This is a genomic window from Streptomyces antioxidans, assembly GCF_000968685.2.
In the GTDB taxonomy this organism is placed as follows: Bacteria; Actinomycetota; Actinomycetes; order Streptomycetales; family Streptomycetaceae; genus Streptomyces; species Streptomyces antioxidans.
This window is the reverse complement of sequence record NZ_LAKD02000076.1, coordinates 15,077-37,543: the sequence shown is the minus strand read 5'-3', so window position 1 is coordinate 37,543 and position 22,467 is coordinate 15,077. Positions and strand designations below refer to the sequence as shown.

General features: G+C 73.0%; 25 protein-coding genes and 2 pseudogenes. 17 read left to right on the top strand and 10 right to left on the bottom strand.

All coding sequences use genetic code 11. From position 1 onward, the window contains the following. The first annotated feature begins 160 nt into the window (after positions 1-160). The 3 genes from VT50_RS26110 (at position 161) to VT50_RS26100 (ending at position 2,991) form a co-directional block, all read left to right on the top strand. Positions 161-550 (top strand): TraR/DksA family transcriptional regulator, encoded by a 390-nt coding sequence (locus VT50_RS26110; protein ID WP_046085595.1) that lies wholly within the window; start codon positions 161-163, stop codon positions 548-550. A gap of 217 nt (positions 551-767) precedes the next feature. Next, positions 768-1,703 carry a D-alanyl-D-alanine carboxypeptidase family protein gene (locus VT50_RS26105; RefSeq protein ID WP_046085562.1) on the top strand — a complete coding sequence of 312 codons (936 nt, stop codon included), beginning with the start codon at positions 768-770 and terminating at the stop codon, positions 1,701-1,703. A gap of 325 nt (positions 1,704-2,028) precedes the next feature. Next, positions 2,029-2,991, top strand: a complete 963-nt coding sequence (locus VT50_RS26100; RefSeq protein ID WP_046085561.1) for an alpha/beta hydrolase fold domain-containing protein — start codon at positions 2,029-2,031, stop codon at positions 2,989-2,991. 57 nt (positions 2,992-3,048) lie between these two features. On the opposite strand, the gene VT50_RS26095 is transcribed toward VT50_RS26100, so the two are convergent. After that, complete coding sequence (locus VT50_RS26095) at positions 3,049-4,017, bottom strand: LysR family transcriptional regulator (protein WP_078840656.1); 969 nt, start codon at positions 4,015-4,017, stop codon at positions 3,049-3,051. A 246-nt stretch (positions 4,018-4,263) separates the two neighbouring features. Here VT50_RS26095 and VT50_RS40615 point away from each other — a divergent pair. The 3 genes and pseudogenes from VT50_RS40615 to VT50_RS26080 form a co-directional block, all read left to right on the top strand. After that, positions 4,264-4,608: pseudogene (locus VT50_RS40615) on the top strand (cation:dicarboxylate symporter family transporter); the annotation flags it as partial. A gap of 130 nt (positions 4,609-4,738) precedes the next feature. Continuing rightward, complete coding sequence (locus VT50_RS26085) at positions 4,739-6,253, top strand: LCP family protein (RefSeq protein ID WP_078840655.1); 1,515 nt, start codon at positions 4,739-4,741, stop codon at positions 6,251-6,253. Positions 6,254-6,357: 104 nt separating this feature from the next. Further along, positions 6,358-6,624, top strand: a complete 267-nt coding sequence (locus tag VT50_RS26080) for a GlsB/YeaQ/YmgE family stress response membrane protein (protein ID WP_044579552.1) — start codon at positions 6,358-6,360, stop codon at positions 6,622-6,624. A gap of 122 nt (positions 6,625-6,746) precedes the next feature. Here the strand turns inward: VT50_RS26080 and VT50_RS26075 are convergent, their stop codons facing one another. After that, positions 6,747-7,319, bottom strand: coding sequence for a DUF6817 domain-containing protein (locus tag VT50_RS26075; RefSeq protein WP_046085559.1), 573 nt, complete (start codon positions 7,317-7,319; stop codon positions 6,747-6,749). A gap of 180 nt (positions 7,320-7,499) precedes the next feature. Between VT50_RS26075 and VT50_RS26070 the strand changes: the two genes are divergently transcribed. The 3 genes from VT50_RS26070 to VT50_RS26060 all read left to right on the top strand — a co-directional run bounded on the left by VT50_RS26070 (position 7,500) and on the right by VT50_RS26060 (position 9,907). After that, positions 7,500-8,411 carry a LysR family transcriptional regulator gene (locus VT50_RS26070; protein ID WP_046085558.1) on the top strand — a complete coding sequence of 304 codons (912 nt, stop codon included), beginning with the start codon at positions 7,500-7,502 and terminating at the stop codon, positions 8,409-8,411. A 202-nt stretch (positions 8,412-8,613) separates the two neighbouring features. Then, positions 8,614-9,123, top strand: coding sequence for a DinB family protein (locus VT50_RS26065; protein WP_046085557.1), 510 nt, complete (start codon positions 8,614-8,616; stop codon positions 9,121-9,123). Between the two features lie 244 nt (positions 9,124-9,367). Next, complete coding sequence (locus VT50_RS26060) at positions 9,368-9,907, top strand: hypothetical protein (RefSeq protein WP_046085556.1); 540 nt, start codon at positions 9,368-9,370, stop codon at positions 9,905-9,907. Positions 9,908-9,996: 89 nt separating this feature from the next. Here VT50_RS26060 and VT50_RS26055 read toward each other — a convergent pair whose 3' ends face one another. Both VT50_RS26055 and VT50_RS26050 read right to left on the bottom strand, forming a co-directional pair. After that, complete coding sequence (locus VT50_RS26055; RefSeq protein ID WP_046085555.1) at positions 9,997-10,539, bottom strand: hypothetical protein; 543 nt, start codon at positions 10,537-10,539, stop codon at positions 9,997-9,999. A 244-nt stretch (positions 10,540-10,783) separates the two neighbouring features. Beyond that, positions 10,784-11,959 (bottom strand): annotated as a pseudogene (locus VT50_RS26050) (APC family permease). Positions 11,960-12,354: 395 nt separating this feature from the next. Between VT50_RS26050 and VT50_RS26045 the strand changes: the two are divergent. Further along, positions 12,355-12,714: an ArsR/SmtB family transcription factor gene (locus VT50_RS26045; RefSeq protein WP_046085554.1), complete on the top strand. Its 360-nt coding sequence runs from the start codon at positions 12,355-12,357 to the stop codon at positions 12,712-12,714. Between the two features lie 40 nt (positions 12,715-12,754). Here the strand turns inward: VT50_RS26045 and VT50_RS26040 are convergent, their stop codons facing one another. From VT50_RS26040 to rpmG, 5 genes are all read right to left on the bottom strand, one after another. Beyond that, positions 12,755-13,777, bottom strand: a complete 1,023-nt coding sequence (locus tag VT50_RS26040) for a cation diffusion facilitator family transporter (RefSeq protein ID WP_046085553.1) — start codon at positions 13,775-13,777, stop codon at positions 12,755-12,757. 86 nt (positions 13,778-13,863) lie between these two features. Further along, entirely contained in the window at positions 13,864-14,106 is a 243-nt protein-coding gene (rpsR, locus tag VT50_RS26035; protein WP_046085592.1) for a 30S ribosomal protein S18, read from the bottom strand. A 38-nt stretch (positions 14,107-14,144) separates the two neighbouring features. Further along, complete coding sequence (locus VT50_RS26030; RefSeq protein WP_046085552.1) at positions 14,145-15,311, bottom strand: GTP-binding protein; 1,167 nt, start codon at positions 15,309-15,311, stop codon at positions 14,145-14,147. Continuing rightward, entirely contained in the window at positions 15,308-15,565 is a 258-nt protein-coding gene (locus VT50_RS26025) for a type B 50S ribosomal protein L31 (RefSeq protein WP_046085551.1), read from the bottom strand. Before VT50_RS26025 ends, VT50_RS26030 begins: the two co-directional genes overlap by 4 nt. A 5-nt stretch (positions 15,566-15,570) precedes the next feature. Then, positions 15,571-15,735: a 50S ribosomal protein L33 gene (gene rpmG, locus VT50_RS26020; RefSeq protein ID WP_017949758.1), complete on the bottom strand. Its 165-nt coding sequence runs from the start codon at positions 15,733-15,735 to the stop codon at positions 15,571-15,573. 89 nt (positions 15,736-15,824) lie between these two features. On the opposite strand from rpmG, the gene rpmB reads away from it, so the two are divergent. Both rpmB and rpsN read left to right on the top strand, forming a co-directional pair. Continuing rightward, positions 15,825-16,061 (top strand): 50S ribosomal protein L28, encoded by a 237-nt coding sequence (gene rpmB, locus VT50_RS26015; protein ID WP_046085550.1) that lies wholly within the window; start codon positions 15,825-15,827, stop codon positions 16,059-16,061. After that, positions 16,061-16,366, top strand: a complete 306-nt coding sequence (gene rpsN, locus VT50_RS26010; protein ID WP_046085549.1) for a 30S ribosomal protein S14 — start codon at positions 16,061-16,063, stop codon at positions 16,364-16,366. Before rpmB ends, rpsN begins: the two co-directional genes overlap by 1 nt. A gap of 149 nt (positions 16,367-16,515) precedes the next feature. Here rpsN and VT50_RS26005 read toward each other — a convergent pair whose 3' ends face one another. Beyond that, entirely contained in the window at positions 16,516-17,604 is a 1,089-nt protein-coding gene (locus VT50_RS26005; RefSeq protein WP_078840654.1) for an enoyl-CoA hydratase/isomerase family protein, read from the bottom strand. A gap of 132 nt (positions 17,605-17,736) precedes the next feature. Here VT50_RS26005 and VT50_RS26000 point away from each other — a divergent pair, with 132 nt between their 5' ends. From VT50_RS26000 to VT50_RS25980, 5 genes are all read left to right on the top strand, one after another. Continuing rightward, on the top strand, positions 17,737-18,108 hold the full coding sequence (locus tag VT50_RS26000; protein ID WP_046085548.1) for a VOC family protein: 372 nt from the start codon (positions 17,737-17,739) through the stop codon (positions 18,106-18,108). A 212-nt stretch (positions 18,109-18,320) separates the two neighbouring features. Next, positions 18,321-19,775 (top strand): serine hydrolase domain-containing protein, encoded by a 1,455-nt coding sequence (locus tag VT50_RS25995; RefSeq protein ID WP_046085547.1) that lies wholly within the window; start codon positions 18,321-18,323, stop codon positions 19,773-19,775. 208 nt (positions 19,776-19,983) lie between these two features. Further along, positions 19,984-20,514, top strand: coding sequence for a hypothetical protein (locus VT50_RS25990; protein WP_046085546.1), 531 nt, complete (start codon positions 19,984-19,986; stop codon positions 20,512-20,514). 70 nt (positions 20,515-20,584) lie between these two features. Then, complete coding sequence (locus VT50_RS41045) at positions 20,585-22,111, top strand: FAD-dependent oxidoreductase (RefSeq protein ID WP_046085545.1); 1,527 nt, start codon at positions 20,585-20,587, stop codon at positions 22,109-22,111. A 106-nt stretch (positions 22,112-22,217) separates the two neighbouring features. After that, entirely contained in the window at positions 22,218-22,466 is a 249-nt protein-coding gene (locus tag VT50_RS25980) for a DUF5133 domain-containing protein (protein ID WP_046085544.1), read from the top strand. Position 22,467: the final 1 nt, after the last annotated feature.

Genomic DNA, 22,467 nt, shown 5'->3' with positions numbered 1-22,467 from the left:
CGGCCAGCACGGGGGGAATCTGGCCGGCGCCGGGCACCGAGTGCCATAGTTAGTTTAACATTTCACGATCACCTCGCATTCCGGGGTGTCCGCCGGGGGCGCGGGGCCGCCGGGGGCGGCAATCGGAATGCGGACCGGCCGCGCCGGGGTTATGCCGGGCATGAGCGATTCATCCGGCGATGCCGCGTTCCCTCCGGCCGAGCGCGAGGCCATCCGTGAACGGCTGGCGGCCGAGCGTGCCGAGACCAGCACGCGGATCGACGCCCTGGGCCGTGAATTCGACACGATCGTCGCGTCGAACGCCTTGGTGGCAGTGGACGACGAACACGACCCGGAGGGCTCGAGCACCGCCTTCGAGCGGGCCCATGTCGCCGCCCTGCTGGCCCAGGCCCGCGATCAGCTGATCACCCTGGACGAGGCGGTGGAGCGGCTGGAGCGCGGCGACTACGGACGGTGCGATGTGTGCGGCGAGCCGATCCCGGCGGAACGGCTGGAGGCACGCCCCACGGCGACCACCTGCGTACGCTGCGCGACCGCCCACCCCCGCTGAGTGGACCGGGTGGGTGTTCCTCCTCGGACCGCACCGGATCGCACCGGGTCCGCCACCGGACCGCCCCGGGTCCGCCATCGGGCCAACAGCGCCGGTCCGGGCACTAGTTGCCTCCCCCACGACACCGCCTCTCCGCCCCCCGAGGCATGGCCAATTCTCGCCTGGTGAGAGGATGCGCTCGCCCGAAACACACCTCAACAAGCGAAACGGAGGGCGAATGCATAAACGTCGTGGAACCGTGACCCGCCGCTGGAAAGTCGCGGCGGTCGCGTCCACGGTGGCCGTGGCGATCGCGGTCCCGGTGGCGATGGCCCAGGCTTCGGCCGAACCGCCACCGGAGGTCAGCGCCAAGGGCGCGTACCTGCTCGACACCGGTTCCGACAAGGAGCTGATGGCCAAGGCCGCCGACACCAAGCGTCCGATGGCGAGCACCACAAAGATCATGACTGCCCTCGTGGTGCTCGAGACCCGGGGTCTGGACCTCGACAAGCAGGTCACCATCAAGCAGGAGTACCGCGACTATGTGACCAAGTCCGGTGCCAGCACGGCCGATCTGCAGACCGGTGACAAACTCACCGTCAACCAGCTGCTGTACGGTTTGATGCTGCCGTCGGGCTGCGACGCGGCGATGGCGCTGGCCGACACGTTCGGCACCGGCGACACCACCGCCGAGCGGACCAAGTCGTTCATCTCCAAGATGAACACGAAGGCCAAGGACTTGGGGCTCACCAACACCAAGTACGACTCCTTCGACGGTGTCTCGGCCGACGCCGACAACTACTCGACGCCCCATGACCTGGCGCAGCTGACCGGGCACGCCATGGAGAACGCGACGTTCGACACGGTTGTCAAGTCGGTGTCCACCGAGCAGGAGGCGCCGGCGGCCAACGGCCACACCCGGTACTACTCCTGGGACAACACCAACCAGTTGCTGGGTTCGTACCAGGGTGCGATCGGTGTCAAGACCGGAACCACCACCCCTGCCGGTCCGTGCCTGGTGTTCTCCGCCAAGCGCGGCGACAAGACGGTCGTGGGGGTCATCCTCAACGACGCGGACCGCTACCCGGACGCGAAGAAGATGCTCGACTGGACGTACGACACCACCACCGAGGTGAAGTGGCGCCAGCTTCCCAAGGACGCTCAGCGGGACTGATCCACAAGCCCCGTGAGGCGACAGCGCGGTGCCCCGGCCGGATGTGCTCCGGCCGGGGCACCTGTGCTCCGGGCCGACGCCCCCTCTCGCGCCGGTGTTTTCCGGCAGTCGCGCCGGTGTTTCCCGGGAGTACCGAAGCGGAGGCGGGGAAGGCGATCATCGGGAGAGCCGAGGGTCAGGGGCGGGCGCGCCGCAGCGAACGGGCGCCCGCCCCTGAGGGTCTTCGTCCTGCTCACTCGGCCTCTGTACCCGGCCTCAAGCACAACTCGACAGCCTGTGAGGACAGTTGGGGCAGCGGCCCCGCCGTCCTCGAACGGAGTCGACCATGGCCTTCACCCTCGACCCTGAACTCGCCGCGGTGCTCCAGGCCCTCGCCGAACAGGGCGGGCCCGCTCCACCGCCCGAGCGCGACGACTGGCGGACGCTGCGCGCCAGGGGCACGGCCTCGATGCGGTGGATGGCCTCACTCCTCCCGGCGTTCCCGACCGGCTATCCGCTGGTGCAGGCGTCCTCGCACCAGGTGCGGTCCGCGGACGGCGCGGAGGTCCCCGTCCGCTGGTATGAGAAGGCCGGGTCCACACCGGGTTCCGCGGTCGTCTATGCCCATGGCGGGGGAATGCTCGCCGGAAGTGTCGATCTCTACGATGCGGTGGTCGCCGGGTATGTGCAGGCCACCGGGGTGCCGTTCCTGTCCGTGGACTACCGTCTGGCCCCCGACGCGGCCACCGGCACCGGCCCCGTGGAGGATGTGTTCGCCGCGCTGATCTGGCTGGGCGGCCGGGCGCCCGAGCTGGGGGTCGATCCCCGCCGCATCGCCGTCATGGGCGACAGCGCCGGGGGCGGGCTCGCCGCCGGAGTGGCGGTCCTCGCGCGTGACCGGGGTGTTCCGCTCGCCCGTCAGGCCCTGCTGTATCCCATGCTCGACGACCGCACCCTCACCCCCGATCCCCGGCTGACCCCGTATGTGGCCTGGACCTGGGACGACAACTGGACGGGCTGGCATGCCCTGCTGGGCGCGGCGTTCGGCACCGATGATGTCCCGCCGCAGGTGGCGCCCGCACGCGTCGCCACCGTCGAGGGCCTGGCACCGGCCTATGTCGAGGTCGGAGAACTCGACATCTTCCGCGCCGAGGCCATTGGCTACGCCCAGCGGCTCGCCGACGCCGACATCCCCACCGAACTGCATCTGCACGGCGGGGCCATCCATGAGTACGACCGCCTCGCCCCCGGCTCCCGGCTCGCCCGCCGGGCCATGGAGGACCGCGGGCGGGTGATCTCCTCGCTGTGAGGGCCCGCCATGAGGCCGCATGAGGCTGTGGCACCCGCCATGAGCCGTGAGGGCCCGTCATGAGCCGGAGCGGGGATCCGGCACCACCGCTCGCCCGCCCGCGCCCGTCACGTCCATCGCCCCGGTTAGCCGGGCCGCGGCGCTCTCCCGCAGCGAGCCGAGGAACGCCTCGGCGGCGGGGGTGAGGGCGTGGCCGGCCATCCGCACGAGCAGGATGCGGCGCACCGGCGCGGGCGGGCGCAGCGGCAGCACGCTGACGCCCGGGCGGATGCCCTCCAGGGCCAGGGTCGGGGCGAGCGCCACCCCAAGCCCGGCGGCCACCATCGCCTGCGCCTCCTGGTAGTCGTGTGCCTCATAGGCGATCTGTGGTGCGAAGCCGACCGCCCGGCAGCTGCGCACCAGGGCCTCGGCCACCGGATGGCGGTCGGCACGGGTGATCCACGCATCGTCGGCGAGATCGGCGAGGGCGGCGTCGGTGCGGGTGGCCAGCGGGTGGCGGTCACCGACCAGGAGGGCGGGCGGATCGTCCAGGAGCGGGGTGATGTCCACGTCCTCGCGGTCGATGCGGCACCAGTCGTAGTCCCACATCAGCGACATCTCGATCTCCCGGGTCTCCAGCATCGACCACAGGCCCGCGATACGGGCGCTGCGCACGGTCAGCCGTACGTCCGGGTGGGTGTCGCGGAAGGCGATGACGGCGGGCGGCAGCAGCGAGGCGCCGACGGTGGGGAAGGTGCCGATGCGCAGCGTGCCCGCACGGAGCCCCGCGACGTCGGCGAGTTCACTCTCCGCGGCCTTCAGCTCACGGGCGATCCGCTCCCCGCGGTCGGCCAGGGCGCGCCCGGCGTCGGTGAGCGTGACACCCCGTGCATGGCGGTCGAGCAGCGGCTGGCCCGCTTCCGTCTCCAGTCGGCTGATCTGCTGCGACACCGCTGATGGTGTGTAGTTCAGGGCACGCGCGGTGGCCGTCACGGAGCCGCGCCGGGCCACCTCGGCGAGCAGCAGAATGCGCCGGACGTCCAGCACGGCATCACCTCAAGCCTTCACTTCCGCTTAATACCCCTGCAGATTTCCGAGATTGTACTTCACGCTCCCGTCACACACCGTAGATGCCACCGCCCGCGGAGGAGCCGTCGGCGGGGTGTCGGTTCCACGGCCATTGGGGAGTCCGTTGTGTTGCGTCTGCAGGGCGAGATGATCCGCGGGGGTACCAGCAAGTGCTGGCTCTTCGACCACCACGATGTGGTGGCCACCGGAGTGGACGCCGACACCCTGCTGCTCACCTCCAAGGGCGCGGCGGGGGTGACCGGTTCCGGCTTCGTCGCCCTGGCCGCCACGCTCAGCGCCGTGCCCGATGTGCCGGTGGCGGCACTCGCGCTGATCTTCGGCATCGACCGGTTCATGTCCGAGGCGCGGGCGCTGACCAGTCTGGTGGGCAATGGTGTCGCCACACTGGCCGTGGCCCGCTGGGAGGGGCAGCTGGACGAGGCCCGGGCCCGGGCGGTGCTCCGCGGTGACCTGCCCTTCAACCCCGATGACACAGCCACCGACACCGATGACGTCGTCCCCGGGGAACCGGCGGCAGCGCCCCGCGAACCGGTCCCCGCCATCGGCTGACCGCCCCGCATCCCGGCAGCGCGGGACGTGTCGTACCACACGCTAGGAAACTTACCCTTGCGCATCGATAGAACCTCAAGCCAGCATCGATCGTCTTCTCTTCCGAACAGCCGCCGGACGAAGGACGCGCATGACAGGCAGAGACGGGGAGACATCGAGGAGCGCCACCGCGGCACGGACCGGTGCGGGGCGGCAGCGCACGGGCCGCCGCCCGCTGCGGATCGCTCTGGTCATCGTGGTGTCGTTCCTGGTGCTGCTCAGCGGCGCGGTGGGCTGGCTCTACTTCAAGCTGAACGGGAACATCACCACCTTCGGGGCGGACGGCCTCTCCGACAACCGGCCGGAGGGGAACGCGGCCGGGCAGAACGTGCTGGTCATCGGCTCGGACACCCGCTCGGGCGGCAACAGCAAGCTCGGTGGCGGCACCGGTGACGTGGGCCGCTCGGACACCGCCCTGCTGCTGCACGTCTACGCCGACGGCAAGCACGCGGTCGGGGTGTCGATACCCCGCGACACCCTCGTCGACATCCCGCCGTGCCGGCTGCCCGACGGCTCATGGACCAGCACGCGGCGTAACGCCATGTTCAACTCGGCGTTCTCCGTGGGCGAGACCGCCCGGGGCAACCCGGCCTGCACCCAGAACACCGTCGAGAAGCTGACCGGGCTGCGCATGGACCACACCGTCGTCGTCGACTTCAAGGGCTTCTCCCGGATGACCTCCGCGGTCGGCGGGGTCCAGGTGTGTGTGCCCCAGGACGTCTACGAACGCGATCTGAGCCCCAGCCTGCCCACCCGTGGCAAGCGCATCTTCAGCAAGGGTGTCCAGACGGTCTCCGGGCAGAAGGCGCTGGACTATGTGCGCATCCGCCACGGGATCGGCGACGGCTCCGACATCGGGCGGATACGGCGGCAGCAGGCGTTCATCTCCGCCCTGCTGAAGAAGGTCAAGGGCCGGGGGATCGACCCGACCACGCTGTATCCGCTGGCGAACGCGGCCACCAAGTCCATGACCGTGGATCCGGGGCTCGGCTCCGCCAAGAAGCTGATGTCCTTCGCCCTGTCGATGAAGGACATCGATCTGCACAACACCAAGTTCGTCACCATCCCCTGGCGCTACCAGGGCGAACGGGTCGCCATCGTCCAGCCCGACGCCGATGGTCTCTGGGCGGACATCAGGGCCGACCGCACCATCGAAGGAAAGGCGGCCGGTGGAGAGAAGGACGGGTCCCGGGAGTCCGCCACGCCCAGTGCCACGTCCACCGTGTCGGGCGCGGGCATCAGCGTCGCCGTCTACAACGGCACCACCACCCCGGGGCTCGCCGCACGCGCCGCGGACACGCTCAGGACACACGGCTTCACCGTGACCGGCGCCACGAACGCCGACACCCAGGACCACGCCACCACCGTGGTCGGCTACGGCCCCGGTGAGCGGGACCGGGCCCAGACCGTGGCCCGGCTCTTCCCCGGCGCCGGACTGCGCCCCGCCACCACCCCGGGCATCAGCCTCACCCTGGGACGGACCTATCCCACCGCGCCCTCCCCCGGCGCCGCCACGCCCTCCACTCCCACCGCGCCGTCCTCCCATGTGGCCGACGACGCCCGCTCCGCCGACGACGACCCCTGCTCCAACCTGTCCTATGGCTGACCGGATCCCCGCCCGGTCTCACCTCCGGTCCAGGCATGGCGCACCACTCACCGGGCATCCGCAAGATCAAGCCGCACTACAGCACGACGAAGGGGACGGACAACGTGGGCATCGTGAGCTGGATCATCCTCGGCCTGCTGGCCGGAGTCATCGCCAAGATCCTCCTGCCCGGGCGTGACCCGGGCGGGCTGGTCGGCACCACGGCCATCGGCATCGCGGGGGCGTTCGTGGGCGGCTGGATCTCCGCGAAGTTCTTCGACCGCCCGGTCCAGAAGGAGTTCTTCGACCCCGCCACCTGGGGTGCGGCGATCGGCGGCGCCTTCGTACTCCTCGTCGTGTACCGCCTGTTGTTCGGCAATTCACGGAAGTGACCCAACCACCGCGCTCGTCCCGTTCCGCCGCGGTGGCGGCCCCCGGGACAGGGGAGCCGCCGCCGCGGCCCGGGGGGCGCCGGGTGGTCTCCCGGTGGTCCCGCACCCGCTGAGCGGGCACGTCAGTCGTGCGCGAGCGGGGACGGCGCGAGGATCGCATGGCCGTCCAGCCAGGCCGCGCGGCTGAGCAGCGGGCGGACGCGGGTGAGCAGGGCGAGGAGCTGGGGGCCGTACCGCTCCCGCAGAGCGGGATCGCTCCGGGCGAGGTCGAGCTCATTGGCGGCCGTCAGCTCGGCGAAGTCCCGGAGCTGCCGGGGTTCGGGGGTGTGCGCACGGCCGGTGAAGCGGTCGTGGAAGACCGCGCCGGGGGCGCCGAGCGCCGGATAGGTGGCCTTACGGTCACAGCTCGCGTAGAGGTGCACGATGGCTTCGGCCTCCGTGCCGATCACGGCCGCGAGTTCACCGCGACGGTCCAGGGGCAGCAGGGTGACGGGGAAGCCGTCGGTTCCGTAGAACGCGTGGCACAGCCCGGCGAGTTGCAGCTCGGGGCGGGCTCCCCAGGCGGCGAGCCGGGCGCGTACGCGCTGGAGGTGGGCGAGGAGAGTGCCACCGGGGTGGGCGATGCGCGCGGCGCCGAGGCGGTGCAGCAGAGCGACGGCACGGTCGGCGGCGGCAGGAGGGGGAGCAGCAGGCACGAGTCGTGTCCTTTCGGTGCTTGGCAGGTCGGCACCCGCACCGCGCCCCCACCCGGTCCGGATCCCGGTGCCGACGCCGTACGGGTTGCCGCCTGAGCCCTGCGACGATCGTCGCCACCGTCGGCCACCCCAGTCAATCCTGGGGATTGCTCGCCAATTCCAAGCTCTACCTTGGGAGTTATGACTCTGGATGATCTGCGGGTGTTCGTGGCGGTGTGCCGCGCCGGGAGCCTCAGCGCCGTGGCCCGCGAGCTGACCTGCACACAGTCGGCGGTGAGCCAGCGGGTGAAGCGGCTGGAACGCGAAACCGGCGTCAGCCTGTTGGAGCGCCAGGCGCGCGGGGTCGTGCCCACCCCGGCGGGACGCATTCTGTGCGAGGCCGCCGCCGACGGGATCGCCGGGCTCGATCTGGCGCTGCGCCGCCTGGGGGACCTGGTGCACGGGGAGAGCGGTTCGGTGCGGATCACCACAGGCAGCACCACCGTACGGCACTTCATGGCCGAGGCGATCGTCTCGTTCCGCCACCGCTATCCGAAGGTGAACCTGGAGTTCCAGACCGAGAGTTCCAGCCGTGGTTGTCTGGGCGCCCTCATCGCGGGCACACTGGATCTGGCCTGGATCACGCTCGGCGGTCCGGTGCGCGGTGTCGAGCAGCGGCCGGTGGCCGAGCTGCCGTGGGTGCTCGCCCTGCGGGCCGGGGATCCGCTCGCGGCCCGGCCCCGGGTGGAGGTGTCCGACCTCGCCGACATCCCGCTCGTACGGCTGCCACCGAACTCCACCTCCGGCGGGCAGCTCCACGCGGCCCTGGCCGAACTGGGCGTACGGGCCGGTTCCGATACCAGCGTCGCCGACTGGGACACGGCCCTGCTGCTGGCCGAACTCGGCCTGGGGCGCGCCGTGGTGCCCGCCCTGCCGGGGCTGCCGGTGCCCGGGGACGAGGGCCCGCTGAGGCTCGTCCCGATCCCCGCGCTGCCGCCGCTGCCGGTCGGCTGGGCCGCCCGCCGCTGGGACGCGCTCCCGCCGCTGGCGCGGGCGTTCGCGGACACGGTGGCCAGCACCTTGCGCGTCGACGCCTCGCCCGAGGGGCACTGAGCCGTTCCTGGGCGCACGGCGTACGGCGCGTGGCGCACCGCGCGTGGCGCACCGCGCGTGGCACACGGCGCGCTGTCGTCCGGCCGCCGTTCTCCCCGATCATCCGTGCCGCCCCGCTGCGGCCGGGCCCCGGCGGCCGTGGTCCCATGAGGCCGAGCGGCACCGCTCAGGGACCGCCCAGCGTCGAGGAGGACGAACGACCATGACCGCCGACAGCCGCCCGGAACCGCCCCACTTCGGCGACGAACGCGAAACCCTGCGCGCCTTCCTGGACTACCAGCGGGCGACGCTGGCCATGAAGTGCGAGGGACTGACGGACGAGGAGCTGCGGCAGCGGTCGATGCCGCCCTCGACGCTGACGCTGCTGGGCCTGGTACGGCACCTTGCCGAGGTCGAACGGGCCTGGTTCCGGCGGGTGTTCGAGGACAATGACGCGCCGATGGTCTGGTCCCCGACGGTCGACTTCCAGGCGGCGTACGACGTGAGCGAGGCGAGCGGGGCCGAGGCGTTCGCGGCTTGGGAGGCGGAGGTCGAGACGTCCCGCCGGATCGAGCGGGAGGCGGCGTCGCTCGACCTGGCGGGCCTCCAGCCCCGCTGGGGCGAGGAGGTGTCGCTGCGGATGGTGCTGGTGCATGTGCTGCTGGAGTACGGCCGCCACAACGGACACGCGGACTTCCTGCGCGAGGGCGTGGACGGGGTCGTGGGGGCCTGAGCGACGGGACGGCCCCCGTTCCGTTCCCCGGCCACGGCCCGGCGGGAGCGCGCGACCATGGCGGGCGGGCCGCCGCCACGAGGGCGCGGGGGCTGGTTGAGGGGGCCGGAGCTGGGCACTCCGTGAGGGCGCGCGGCCCGAGACGACCGTCGCGTGCCCGGATACGACGAGCGCATGCCCGGATACGACCGGGGCATGGCCCGATACGACCGGGGCGACCGTGCCGAATCCCCAAAGGACGATCATGAGCGAGCCCAGGACATCGACATCCCCCCGCATGCTCGGCATCTACCTCAACGATCACCTGGCCGGAGCGACGGCCGGAACGCAGCTGGCCGGTCGGACGGCCCGCGAGCACCGGCAGTCGCCCCTGGGCGGCGATCTGGAGAACGTCGCCGTGCAGATCATGGAGGACCGCGCGGCGCTCCTGACCCTCATGGCCGACCTCGAGGTGCCCGTACGCCGCTACAAGGTCTACGGGGGCTGGCTGGGCGAGCGGGCCGGGCGGCTGAAGCCCAACGGCCGACTGCGGCGCCGCTCCGGGCTCAGCACGGTCCTCGAGCTGGAGTCGCTGCGGATCGGTGTGGAGGGCAAGGCGCTGCTGTGGCAGGCGCTGCTGGCCACGGCCGGAGCGGACCCCCGGCTGGACCCCGACCGGCTCACCGAGCTGCTGGATCGTGCGCGGCGGCAGCGCGCGACGCTGGAGTCGCTGCACGAGGCAGCGGCCGCCGCGATGTTCCGTCCTGGCCGGACGGAACCGCGGGAGGCCGTGGTCGGCACATGAACCGGGTGGCGCAGCGGCGGCCGGACCGGACCGCGCGCCGCCCTCCGTCACCACCCCGCGGCGCGGCCGCCCGTGGTGTGGCGGCGCCGTCAGACCGCGCTGGTGGACGTCTGGTCGTCGCTGCGCAGCAGCCCCAGGCGTTCCAGCAGCTGGGGGCGGTGCAGCTCCACGACGCGCGCCATCAGGTCCGGATGGCGCATCAGCGGCGCGGCCTGGCAGTCGTGCGCGTCGGGCTCGGTGAGCCTCCGGAACTCCCTGGGCGAACCGGCGGTGCGCGCACAGTCGGCGAGCGCCGCCACGGCCTCCGACGCCAGGGTGGAACAGGTGAGCAGGGCCGCCGCCCAGCTCGCCACGACCTCGTCCACGCAGGTGCGCCAGACGCCGTCGGGGCCGCGGATCTCGTACGGCTCCGCGTCCACGAGCCAGTCCAGCCGGTAGGAGCCGCCCGGTCCGGCCGTGGTCGTCAGGGCGACGTCGGTGGTGGTCGAGTAGCGCAGCCGCGCGGCGACGGTCACGGCCTGGCGCGCCTGCGTCTCTGCGAGCGCCGCGTTCACCGCGCCGTCGGCCGCCGGATAGGCCCTGATCAACCACTGCGTGGTCGCCGCTATGACGGATGACAGGTCCAGGGACAAACGAAGCCGCTCCTCTTGCGCGATAGCTGTCAGCACCGTACCCGTGGGACGGCTGTGTCGAACATGACATAGATCACTCTCAGCGTCGGCGCGCTGGTATGGACGGCCGGGCGCGCATCGCATAAAGGTCCGGCTCATCGGATAGCCAGCCGTTAAGGCGGGGGCGCGGGGACAGGCAGCCTGACCCCCTGCGCGGTGCGCGCTCAGCCGTGGGCGATCCGCGCTCAGCCGTGGGGGAGATCCCCTACGCGGCCATCGCGCGCCGCACACCGTAGGCCGCGGCGCCCAGGGCCAGTACCGCCACGCCGGAGGCCACCGAGGAGACGGGAAGGGCGAAGGCCAGCAGCAGACAGCCCGCCAGGCCGAGCCCCGGCACGATGCGCGGTGGGCGGCCCTCGGCGGGAGCGAGGGTCCAGGCGGAGGCGTTGGCGACGGCGTAGTAGACCAGCACCCCGAACGAGGAGATCCCGATCACACCGCGCAGATCCGCCGTCGCCGCCAGGACCGCCACCACCGCGCCCACGGCCAGCTCGGCGCGGTGCGGCACCGCGAACCGGGGGTGCACGGCGGCCAGCCCGGACGGAAGTGCCGGTCGCGGGCCATGGCCAGGGTGGTCCGTGAGACGCCCAGGATCAGCGCGAGCAACGACCCGAGCGCGGCCACCGCGGCGCCCGTCCGCACCACCGGCGCCAACCCCGGGAGCCCTGCGGCGCGCACGGCGTCGGCCAGCGGGGCGCCCGCAGCGCCCAGCCCGCCGCTGCCGAGCACGGTCTACGCGGCGATCGCGACCGCCGCGTAGACGGCCAGGGTGATGCCGAGCGCGAGCGGGACGGCGCGGGGGATGGTGCGCGCCGGGTCGCGCACCTCCTCGCCGAGGGTGGCGATACGGGCGTATCCGGCGAAGGCGAAGAACAGCAGGCCGCCCGCGCGCAGCACCCCGCCGGGGGTGGCGTCGCCACCGATCCCCAGCCGTGCGGCGTCCGCCTCCCCGGAGGTGAGGAGGGCGACCACCACGGCGGCCAGGACCGCGAGCACGACGGCCACGACCGCCCGGGTCAGCCAGGCGGCCTTGTGCACCCCCACGGAGTTGACGGCCGTCAGCGCCACCACGGCCGCCACCGCCACCGCGTGCGCCTGGCCGGGCCAGACGTAGGAGCCGACGGTCAGGGCCATCGCCGCGCAGGAGGCGGTCTTGCCGACCACGAACCCCCAGCCCGCCAGATACCCCCAGAAGTCGCCCAGCCGCTCACGGCCGTAGAACACAGGTGCCGCCCGACCGCGGATAGCGGGCGGCCAGCCGTGCGGAGGAGGTGGCGTTGCAGTACGCCACCACCCCGGCGGCCACCAACCCGAGCAGCAGCCCCGTGCCCGCCTCCCGCGCCGCGGGCCCCAGCGCCCCGAAGATGCCCGCGCCGATCATCGACCCCAGGCCGACCACGACCGCGTCGAAGACTCCGAGGCGCCGCCTCAACTACCCCGTCCCGGCAGGGGAGTTCGCCGTATCCCCCATTGCTCAGTCCCGGCCCGCGCCGAGGAGGTGGCCGCTCCCGGGATCCCGGCGCGGGCCGGTGGCGGGCCCGAGGGCGCGCGGCAGCCGGGGGCGGCGGGAGACGGCGCAGCGCATGTGCCCCAGTATGGTGCCGGGTTTCGGCCACCGGCCACGGTTCCGCCGGTCTTCCGGCTGGACACCGCCCGACACCACCCGACGCAGCCCTACGCCACCCGACGCCGTGCGAGCCGTTCGGGCCCAGCGTCACCCGACGCCGAGCGGGCCGAGCCAGGCCCGCCCCGCGCCCGCCGCTCTACGATGGGGGCATGCCGGTCAGCGAACCCACCTCAACTGCGACCCGGTCGCATGCGCATCCCAGCGGCGCGGCGCAGTTCGCCACGGCCGCCCATGTCTTCTCGCTGCTGTCCGACCCGACCCGGCTGCATCTGGTGTGGTCCCTCGCCCGGGGCGAGGCCGATGTCAACACCCTCACCCAGGCCAGCGGGGCGGCCCGCCCGGCGGTCAGCCAGCATCTGGCCAAGCTCCGGCTGGCCGGGCTGGTCCAGGTGCGCAAGGAGGGTCGGCGCTCGGTGTACTCCCTCCACGACGGCCATCTGCGCCGGCTGGTCACCGAGGCCGTCAACCACGCGGACCACATGGTCACCGGGGCCCCGCCGCACGACTGAGCCCCGGCGGAGCGCGCTCGCGGGACTTCCGCACCCGGCCTCATCCGGCATGGTGGGCCAGCAGCCGATGCGGGTCCTCCGCACCCGGCCCCGGTGCCGGATCGGTGTGCACCAGGGCGGCGGTCAGCCGGGGCACCGCGTGGAGGAGGGCGTGTTCGGCCCCGACCGCCACATCGTGTGCCGCCCGCAGCCCCAGACCGCCGTCCACCTCGACCGTGACCTCGGCGCGCAGCCGGTGGCCGATCCAGCGCATCCGGAGTTCGGTCACCCCGAGCACTCCGGGGACCCCGCGCAGCGCGGCCTCGCCCGCGTCGATCACCGCCGGGTCGACGGAGTCCATCAGCCGCCGGAACACCTCACGGGCCGCGTCCTTGAGGACGAGCAGGATGGCGGCGGTGATGGCGAGGCCGACGATCGGGTCCACCAGCTGCCAGCCGAGCGCCGCGCCACCCGCGCCCAGCAGCACGGCCAGCGAGGTGAAACCGTCGGTGCGGGCGTGCAGCCCGTCCGCGACCAGGGCCGCCGAGCCGATCCGCCGCCCGACCCCGATCCGGTGGCGGGCCACCCACTCGTTGCCGATGAAGCCGAGGACCGCCGCGACCGCGACGACCCCCGGGTGGGACATGGCGCGCGGGTGCAGCAGCCGCTCCACCGCCTCGTACCCGGCCAGGGCCGCCGATGCGGCGATGGTCAGGACGATGACGATCCCGGCCAGGTCCTCGGCCCGGCCGTAGCCGTAGGTGAAGCGCCGGTTCGCCGCACGGCGCCCCAGGACGAACGCCACGCCCAGCGGCAGCGCGGTCAGCGCGTCGGCGGCGTTGTGGACGGTGTCGCCCAGCAGCGCCACCGAGCCGGACAGCACGACGACCCCGGCCTGGAGGACGGCGGTGGCGCCCAAGACGGCGAGGGAGAGCCACAGGGCGCGCATGCCCTCGGCCGAGGACTCCAGCACGGAGTCGACCTTCTGCGCCGACTCGTGGGAGTGCGGTTTCAGCAGATGCGCGAGCTGGCGGCGGTGCGGGTGCCCATGGTGATACGGGTGTCCGTGGCGATGCGACTCCATGCCGCCATTATGTGCATACACGCGCACCCATGCACCCGTTGAACCGGAGAACACCTCACCGGACATCGCACCGTATCCATGAGGCGCTAGCGCGACCCGTACGGCAGCAGCGCCATCTCCCGCGCGTTCTTGATGGCACGGGCCAGTCGGCGCTGCTGCTTCGCGCTCACCCGGGTCACCCGGCGGCTGCGGATCTTGCCGCGGTCGGAGATGAACTTCCGCAGCAGTTCGGTGTCCTTGTAGTCGATATAGGTGATACCGGCCTTGTCCAGCGGGTTCACGCGGGTGCGCCGGGCGTCCCGGCGGGCGGGGGCGATGCGTCGGGCCATCATCGGGTCCTTGTCCAGGTGGTACGTACGGCGTCCGGTCAGGACACCGGGTCGAGCAGTTCGTCGAAGGCGTGCGGCAACCGGCTCCAGGCGTCCGGCCCGGCCGCGTACTCGGCGTCGGTCAGCAGACACGAGTCGAGCAGGGCCAGCAGCCCGTCGCGGTCGAGGCCGGGCGAGGTGAAGGTGAGGTGCTGACGGCGGTCGCCGTGCTCGGGGTGCCAGTCCAGCGCGGCGGCGACGCGGCGCTCGGCCGGAACCATCTCCCAGGCGGCGTCCGGCAGCGCGGCCAGCCACGGCCCGGCCGACTCCACACACAGGGCTCCGCCCGCCGCGTCCCACGACAGCAGGGTGTCGCCCCGGTCCGCCAGCCAGAAGCGGCCCCTGCTGCGGGCCGCGGCGCAGGTCAGATCCTCCAGCGCGGCGTAGAGCCGACCCGGGTGGAAGGGCCGCTCGCGCCGCCAGACGACAGTGGCCACCCCGTGTTCATCGCCCTCCTGCGGCAGCAGCGCGCACGCCGGATGCTGCCGGGCGGCCGCCGCCGCGATGTCGAAGCCCTCGAGAAGTGCGGGCCCCAGCACACCCTCGCCGAGCCTCATCCGTCGTGCGCCCGGGGTGAGTTGGGCGAGCAGGGCCAGATCGCCGTCGTCCGAGGGCTCTTCGGAGGTCTCGTCCTCGGCGACGACGATCACGGTGGGGTACTCCAACTGCCGGGCGAAGGTGTCCGCGATGGTGCGCTGGTCGGTCGGGGCGGCGGCGAGACCGGCCTCGACGAGGTCATCGCCATTGGCGAGGTACGGCACCATCAGGGCTGGGTCGACCGCGGTGGCCACCCCGGTCAGCTCCAGCGGCGCGCCCTCGGCCGCGATGACGGCGGCCATGGCCTGGGGTTCGACGGAGTCCCACAACTCCACGACGGCGAGCCGGTGTCCGCCGCCGGTGGCCAGGCGCAGCAACTCCGGGACCATGTCCTCGCGCAGCGCACAGCACGCGCAGTCGTTCACCAGCGGCGCCTCGCCCTCGTCGAGCGGCCCGGAGGCGTCGCGCACGGTGCGCCGCACGGCGCGGTCGGTGGCGGCGGACAGATCGTGGTGCAGCGCCACCGAGCCGGGCACCGTGCGCAGGATCTCCGCTACGGCGGCGCGGCGGGCGTCGGCGTGCAGTCCGCCCACGACCGCCACGGCCAGCCGGTCCTCGTCCGCGGTCACCGGTCCCTCCGTTCGCGTCCGTAGCGCCGCTCGAACCGCTCGACGCGGCCCGCGGTGTCCACGACGCGCTGGTTGCCGGTGTAGAAGGGGTGGCTCGCCGAGGAGATCTCGACGTCGATGACCGGATAGGTGTTGCCGTCCCGCCACTCGACCGTCTTGTCGCTGGTGGCGGTGGAGCGGGTGAGGAAGGCGAAGTCGGCGGCCCGGTCACGGAAGACGACGGGCCGGTAGTCGGGGTGGATGCCGGGCTTCATGGCGGTCAGCGCTCCTCACGGAAGTCGACATGGCGACCCGCGACCGGGTCGTACTTGCGCAGGGTCAGCCGGTCGGGGTCGTTCCGCCGGTTCTTGCGGGTCACATACGTGTAGCCGGTGCCCGCGGTGGACCTCAGTTTGATGATCGGGCGTAGTTCATTGCGTGCCATGCGTCGCAGCATACACAGAAGTGGTTTTCATTTTCATCTAGCTGCTACGCTGCGGCGACGTCCGCACCACACCACCGAACGGAGGAACCATGTCCGCCCACTGCCAACTCACCGGCCGACAGCCCGGCTTCGGGCACCGGATCTCGCACTCCCACCGCCGCACCAAGCGCCGGTTCGACCCCAATGTGCAGCACAAGCGCTACTGGCTGCCGAGCGAGGGCCGCCACATCCGGCTCACCCTCAGCACCAAGGCCATCAAGACGGTCGACGCGATCGGCATCGAGGCCGCCGTGGCCCGTATCCGCGCCCGGGGAGGGAAGGTCTGATGGCCAAGAAGAGCAAGATCGCCAAGAATGAGAGGCGCCGGGTGATCGTGGCCCGCTACGCCAAGCGCCGCGCCGAGCTGAAGGCGGTCATCGCCGACCCCAGGACCCCGGCTGAGGAACGGCTCGACGCCCATCGGGAGCTGCGCCGCCAGCCCCGTGACGCCAGCGCCACCCGGGTACGCAACCGCGACTCCATCGACGGCCGCCCCCGCGGCCATCTGCGCGCGTTCGGGCTGTCCCGCATCCGGCTCCGCGAGATGGCCCACGCGGGCGAACTCCCCGGGGTGACCAAGAGCAGCTGGTGACCGCCCGCGGGGCCCCGGGGCACCCCGTCGCCGAAGTGTGTAGCTTGGCACACTATTTCAACGACACCAGCGGGCCCGCCTTGTCGGCGCCGGCGGCGCGCCCAACGGCGCCGACGGGGCCGCGGGGCGTTTGGCTACGGAGCGTCCGGCTACGGGGCCTCGGCCAGGCGGAGGTCACCGTCGACGGGCGGTACGAAGAAACCGGCCACCTCCGCGTCCGTGACCTCGGCGAGAGCCGCCGGGGTCCAGCGGGGGCGGCGGTCCTTGTCGATCACCTGGGCGCGGATGCCCTCGATGAGGTCCGGGCGGGACAGGGCCGCGCAGGAGACGCGGTACTCCTGTTCCATCACGCGCTCCAGCGAGCCGAGCGCCCGGGCCCCGCGGACGGCGGCCAGCGTGACCTTCAGCGCGGTCGGGGACTTGGCGAGAAGGGTCTCCGCGGTCTCCTTGGCGGCCGGTTCACCGACGGCCAGCAGCCGGTCCACGATCTCCTCGACGGTGTTCGCCGCATAGCAGTGGTCGATCCACTCCCGGTGGCCGTCCAGGGTCCCGGCCGGGGCCTCGACGGCGTACCGGGGCAGGACCTCCGCCACCGGCTCCGCGGCCAGGTCCCGGGTCAGCGCGGGCAGCTGCCCGGAGGGGACGACATGGTCGGCCAGCCCGCAGCGCAGGGCGTCCGCGGCGCCCACCGACGCTCCCGTGAGCGCCAGGTGCGTCCCCAGCTCGCCCGGTGCGCGGGCCAGCAGATGGGTGCCGCCGACATCCGGTACGAAGCCGATCGTCGTCTCGGGCATGGCCACCCGGGAGCGCTCGGTGACGATCCGCACCCCGCCGTGGGCCGAGATCCCGACGCCGCCGCCCATCACGATGCCGTCCATCAGGGCCACATAGGGCTTGGGATAGCGGGCGATCCTGACGTTGAGCGTGTACTCGTCGCGCCAGAAGGCCCGCGAGGCCGCGCCGCCGCCCGAGGTCACATCCCGGTGGATCAGACGGATGTCGCCGCCCGCGCACAGCCCGCGCTCCCCCGCCCCGTCGATCACCACGGCCGCTACGGCCGGGTCCCGCTCCCAGTCGGTGAGGGTCCCGGCGATCCGGGTCACCATCGGATGGGTGAGGGCGTTCAGGGCGCGGGGCCGGTTGAGGGTGAGATGTCCCGCGCGGCCCTCGACGCGCGTCAGCACGGCGTCGTCGTCGGTCACGGAATCGGTCACGCGGTCGGTCACGGAGTCGGTCACGAGGTGTTCGTTCCTTCCGGCGTCTGGTGCGTTCGCGGACCACCGGCGATCCGTCGCCGCCGATCCGTCACCACCGATCCTCTCAATGGGCGATCGGCCCCCGGCAACCGCGCCCTCTGCTTGACTGGACGCATGCTGTCGATCGGTTCCGTGGTGCTGGGGGTCTCGGACGTCCGGCGCGCGGCGGCGTTCTGGACGCGGGCCCTGGGATACGTCCCGCGCGGGGAGATCGAGGACGACTGGGTGGTGCTGGTCCCGGCGGACGGGCGCACCGGCGCCCGGCTGTCGCTCGGCCGCAGCGACACCCCGGTCCAGGAGCGTCCGCGGGTCCATCTGGACCTCTACGCGGGGGACGCCGCCGATCAGGCGGCCGAGGTCGAGCGGCTGGTGTCGCTCGGCGCGCGGAGGGTCCGGTGGGAGTTCTATCCGCCGGACGCCGACTTCATCGTGCTCGCCGACCCCGACGGAAACCGCTTCTGCGTCATCGACACCGGCCGCGGCTGAGCGTCGCCACCGTCCCACGACGGCGACCGTGAGGACGAGCGACGACCGTCTCCTGCGACAGCGACTGCGACTGCGACTGCGACTGCGACTGCGACTGCGACTGCGACCCCAACGGCAACGGCAACGCCAACGGCACAAAACCCTCTGGACACCCGCCGCCCCGCCGGGAAGGGTTGGCCCGGCCCGCCCCTGACCCCACGAGGACGCCTCTGATGAGTGCTCATCCGCTGCCCACCAGCACCCCCGCCGCCGAGGGCGTGGACGCGCGGGGTGTCCACGCCTTCCTCGACGCCGTCGAGGGCTCGCCGGACATCGAGCCGCACAGTCTGATGATCCTGCGCCACGGGCGGCTGATCGCCTCCGGCTGGTGGGCGCCGTACACCGCCGAACGGCCGCATCTGCTCTACTCGCTCAGCAAGAGCTTCACCTCCACGGCGGCGGGGCTGGCCGCCGCCGAGGGGCTGCTGGACCTCGGCGCTCCCGTGATCTCGTACTTCCCCGAGTTCGAGGCGGAGATCACCGACCCGGGCAGCCGTGCCATGCTCGTACGCCATGTCGCGTCCATGGCCAGCGGACACCTCGAGGAGACGCTGGACCGGGCGTTCGGGCTGGACCCGGAGGAGCCCGTGCGCGGCTTTCTGCGGCTGCCGCCGGATCGCAGGCCGGGCACGGTCTTCGCGTACAACCAGCCCGCCACGTACACGCTGGCCGCGATCGTCCAGCGGGTGACCGGGCAGTCGCTGACGGAGTACCTGCGGCCGCGCCTGTTCGATCCGCTGGGCATCGGCGAGGCGTCCTGGCTCCAGGTGCCGGCCGGGCGCGACCTCGGCTTCAGCGGGCTGTTCGCGGCCACCGACGCGATCGCCCGGCTGGGGCTGCTGTATCTGCGGGGCGGTGAGTGGGAGGGCGAGCGGCTGCTTCCGGCCTCCTGGGTCCAGGACGCGACACGGCGGTGGATCCCGACAGCCGAGCCCATGGCAGCCGGGTCGGGGCCGGACTGGCGGCTGGGATACGGGCTGCAGTTCTGGATGTCCCGCCACGGGTACCGGGGCGACGGGGCGTACGGGCAGTTCCTCCTGGTGCTGCCCGAGCACGATGTGGTGATCGCCACCACGGCGGACACCGAGCGGATGCAGGCCGTCCTGGACGCGGTCTGGGAGCATCTGCTGCCCGCCTTCGGCGACGCGCCGCTCACCGGCCGCGGGGACGAGGACGCCGCGCTGGAGCGGCGGCTGTCCCGGCTCGCCCTGCCGCCGCTGGCGGCGAAGCCCGCGCCGCTCTCGGACCCCGGCGCGTGGTCGGGCGCGGAGTTCGCCCCCGCGGGCGGCGCCTGCGCGGATCAGCCGACCCTGACCGGGGTCACCGTGGCCGAGGACGGCTCCGGCGGCTGGGCCGTCTCGCTGGCCGAGCGGGCGTCCCGGCTGGACCTGGGATTCGACGGCGCGGGGTGGCGGGTGCACATCCGGCCGGAGGCGCCCGTTCCCACGGCGGTGAGCGGGGGCTGGACGGACCCGGACACGCTGACCGTGGACATCGCGTTCCTGGAGACCCCGCACCATCTGCTGGTCACCTGCTCCCTCGCGGACCGCGTCTTCACCGCGCGGTGGCGCACGACGCCGCTGCACCGGGGACCGCTGCACGCCATGGGTGCGCCGGGGCCGCGTTGACTCGGTCCGCCCGTCCGACCGAGGCATGGCTCGGTCCGGGGTCCCCCCGGACCGGACCACCTCGCGGACGGATCGCGGGACGAGGCGGAGATCTCGGTCCTCGGCCCGCGGCGCGGCTCCCCGGCGGCGGTCTCTTGGGAGTCCTCCGGGCGGGTACCCGTCGGAGTCCTGACAGCGCTGCTCGGGGCCCGGCGTCGGGAGGACGACCATGGCTGTACCGGCCGCGACCCGCTCCGGCGGCATCCACGCGCCGCCGTGGCTCGGGATCTACCTCAACGACCATCTGGTGGCCGCCACGGCAGCGGTCGGGCTGGCCCGCCGGATGAATCGCAGACACCGGCGCTCGGCCTACGGCGGCGAGCTGGCGAGGCTCACCGCGGAGCTCGTCCAGGACCGCAGGTCGCTGCTGTGGTGCATGGCCTCGCTCGACGTTCCCGTGCGCCGCGGCAAGCTCCGCGCGTCGCGGGCGGCCGAGCGCACGGCGCGGCTGACGCCGGGCTCCAGGCCGCGGCGGCGCACCGGGGTGAACACGCTGGTGGGGCTGGAGGCGCTGCGGATGGGTGTGGAGGGCAAGGCGCTGTTGTGGCGCTCACTGCTCGCGGTGGCCGTCCATGACACCCGGCTGCAGACGGGCCGCCTCGCGGAGCTGCTGGATCGGGCCGGGCAGCAGCTCACCACCCTGGACTCGCTGCACTCCCGGACCGCCTCGGCGCTGATCGCGGCCGAGGGCCCGGTGTAGACGGCGGCCGGTTGGCCCGGCCCGGGCGAACCAACCGCTTCGGGCGGGCTCCGGTGGGCACTCTGGAACGGTGACAGAACTTCCCGGCGTACCCGAGTCGTACTGGATGGACACCGCCCCGTCCGGCACCCCCTACCCGGCCCTGACCGAGGACCTGGAGGTCGATGTCGCCGTGCTCGGCGCCGGGATCGCGGGGCTGAGCACCGCATGGGAGCTGACCCGCGCCGGGCACCGGGTGGCGGTGCTGGAGGCGGACCGGATCGCCGCGGGCGTCACCGGCCACACCACGGCCAAGCTCACGGCGCTGCATTCGCTCGTCTACGACCGGCTGCGGCGCACCCGCGGGCCGGAGGGCGCGCGGCTGTACGCGCGGTCGCAGTCCGAGGCCGTCGAACGGGCCGCGGCGATCGCGGCCGAACTCGGTATCGACTGCGAGCTCGAGCGCGTCCCGGCCTTCACCTACACCGAGGACCCGGGGCGCGCGGACAGCCTGCGCGCCGAGGCGGACGCCGCGAGCGAGGCGGGGCTGCCCGCCTCGTATGTGACGGAGACCGGGCTGCCCTTCCCGGTCGCGGGCGCGGTCCGGGCCGAGGGAGCGGCGCAGTTCCATCCGCGCGCCTACCTCCTCGGGCTCGCCGGGGATCTGCGCGCCCGCGGCGGGCGGATCCATGAGCACACCCGCGCCACCGGTCTGGAGGAGGGCACCCCCTGCCGGGTCACCACGGAGGGCGGGGCGGTGGTGACGGCCGGGGACGTGGTGATCGCCACCCACTATCCGGTGTTCGACCGGGCACTGCTGTTCGCCCGGCTCTCGCCGCGCCGCGAACTCGTCGTGGCCGCGCCCCTTGCCGCCGACCGGGATCCGAGGGGCGCGTACATCACCCCCGACCAGCGCACCCGGTCGGTGCGCACCGCGCCGTACGGCGACGGGCAGCGGCTGCTGATCGTGACCGGTGAGAGCTTCACCCCCGGCACCGGGGACACCGCCGAGCGCTTCGGGCGGCTGGCGGACTGGACCCGGGAGCGCTTCCCCGGCGTGGAGATCACCCACCGCTGGGCCGCCCAGGACAACGACCCGACCGACACCGTGCCGCTGGTCGGCCCCTTCCACCCCGGCGCCCACCACACCTATGTCGCGACCGGCTTCGCGGGCTGGGGCCTGAGCGGCGGCATCATGGCGGGGCGGCTGCTCACCGCGCTCATCGGCGGTGAGCGGCCGGAGTGGGCCGGGCTCTATGACCCCCGGCGGCTGGGGACCGCGCTGCGCGAGGGCTCGGCGCTGCTCGGCCACCAGTTCCACGTCGGGAAGCACTTCGTCGGCGACCGGCTGAGCGCCCCGGGCGCCGACTCGGTCGACCGGATCGCCCCGGGCACCGGGGCGGTGGTCCGGCTGGACGGGCGGCGCAGCGCCGTCTACCGGGACGAGGACGGCACGGTTCACGCGGTCTCGGCCCGGTGCACCCACCTGGGCTGTCTCGTGGCGTTCAACGCCGCCGAGCGGGCCTGGGAGTGCCCGTGCCACGGCTCGCGCTTCGGCACCGACGGCCGGGTGCTCCAGGGCCCGGCCAATCAGCCCCTGGAGCGGCGCGACATCTGACCCAACCGATTCTCCGCGGGCGCTGTTAGATGAAACACGTACATGCCCTCCGGCCATGGGGGTACGCGTCTGGTGCCAACCCGTCGGCTGAGAAAGGACCACTGCCGTGCTGATGGCCCACCCGGTCGTACTTCAGAACCTCATCGATCAGTACGAGACGCTGCGGATGCTGCACGCCGAATCGGGCGGTACCGAGGTACGGCAGCGGATGGACGACCTCGCCTACACCCTGTGCGTCTCCACCGGGACGCAGGATGTGGACGCCGCGCTCATCGCCGCCCGGCACCAGCTGCCCGGCGCACGGGTGGAGGACGATTCGGCCCTCGTGGCCGGGGCGGGCGCCGCGGGCGCCTGAG

Coding starts and splice junctions, on each gene's coding strand:
- VT50_RS26045 (WP_046085554.1), top strand. CDS start 12,355: ATGCCGGTCAGCGAACCCACCTCAACTGCGACCCGGTCGCATGCGCAT.
- VT50_RS26040 (WP_046085553.1), bottom strand. CDS start 13,777: ATGGAGTCGCATCGCCACGGACACCCGTATCACCATGGGCACCCGCAC.
- VT50_RS26025 (WP_046085551.1), bottom strand. CDS start 15,565: ATGAAGCCCGGCATCCACCCCGACTACCGGCCCGTCGTCTTCCGTGAC.
- VT50_RS26060 (WP_046085556.1), top strand. CDS start 9,368: ATGAGCGAGCCCAGGACATCGACATCCCCCCGCATGCTCGGCATCTAC.
- rpsR (WP_046085592.1), bottom strand. CDS start 14,106: ATGGCCCGACGCATCGCCCCCGCCCGCCGGGACGCCCGGCGCACCCGC.
- VT50_RS26105 (WP_046085562.1), top strand. CDS start 768: ATGCATAAACGTCGTGGAACCGTGACCCGCCGCTGGAAAGTCGCGGCG.
- VT50_RS26085 (WP_078840655.1), top strand. CDS start 4,739: ATGACAGGCAGAGACGGGGAGACATCGAGGAGCGCCACCGCGGCACGG.
- VT50_RS26070 (WP_046085558.1), top strand. CDS start 7,500: ATGACTCTGGATGATCTGCGGGTGTTCGTGGCGGTGTGCCGCGCCGGG.
- VT50_RS26065 (WP_046085557.1), top strand. CDS start 8,614: ATGACCGCCGACAGCCGCCCGGAACCGCCCCACTTCGGCGACGAACGC.
- rpmB (WP_046085550.1), top strand. CDS start 15,825: ATGTCCGCCCACTGCCAACTCACCGGCCGACAGCCCGGCTTCGGGCAC.
- VT50_RS25990 (WP_046085546.1), top strand. CDS start 19,984: ATGGCTGTACCGGCCGCGACCCGCTCCGGCGGCATCCACGCGCCGCCG.
- VT50_RS26100 (WP_046085561.1), top strand. CDS start 2,029: ATGGCCTTCACCCTCGACCCTGAACTCGCCGCGGTGCTCCAGGCCCTC.
- VT50_RS25995 (WP_046085547.1), top strand. CDS start 18,321: ATGAGTGCTCATCCGCTGCCCACCAGCACCCCCGCCGCCGAGGGCGTG.
- rpsN (WP_046085549.1), top strand. CDS start 16,061: ATGGCCAAGAAGAGCAAGATCGCCAAGAATGAGAGGCGCCGGGTGATC.
- rpmG (WP_017949758.1), bottom strand. CDS start 15,735: ATGGCACGCAATGAACTACGCCCGATCATCAAACTGAGGTCCACCGCG.
- VT50_RS26110 (WP_046085595.1), top strand. CDS start 161: ATGAGCGATTCATCCGGCGATGCCGCGTTCCCTCCGGCCGAGCGCGAG.
- VT50_RS26000 (WP_046085548.1), top strand. CDS start 17,737: ATGCTGTCGATCGGTTCCGTGGTGCTGGGGGTCTCGGACGTCCGGCGC.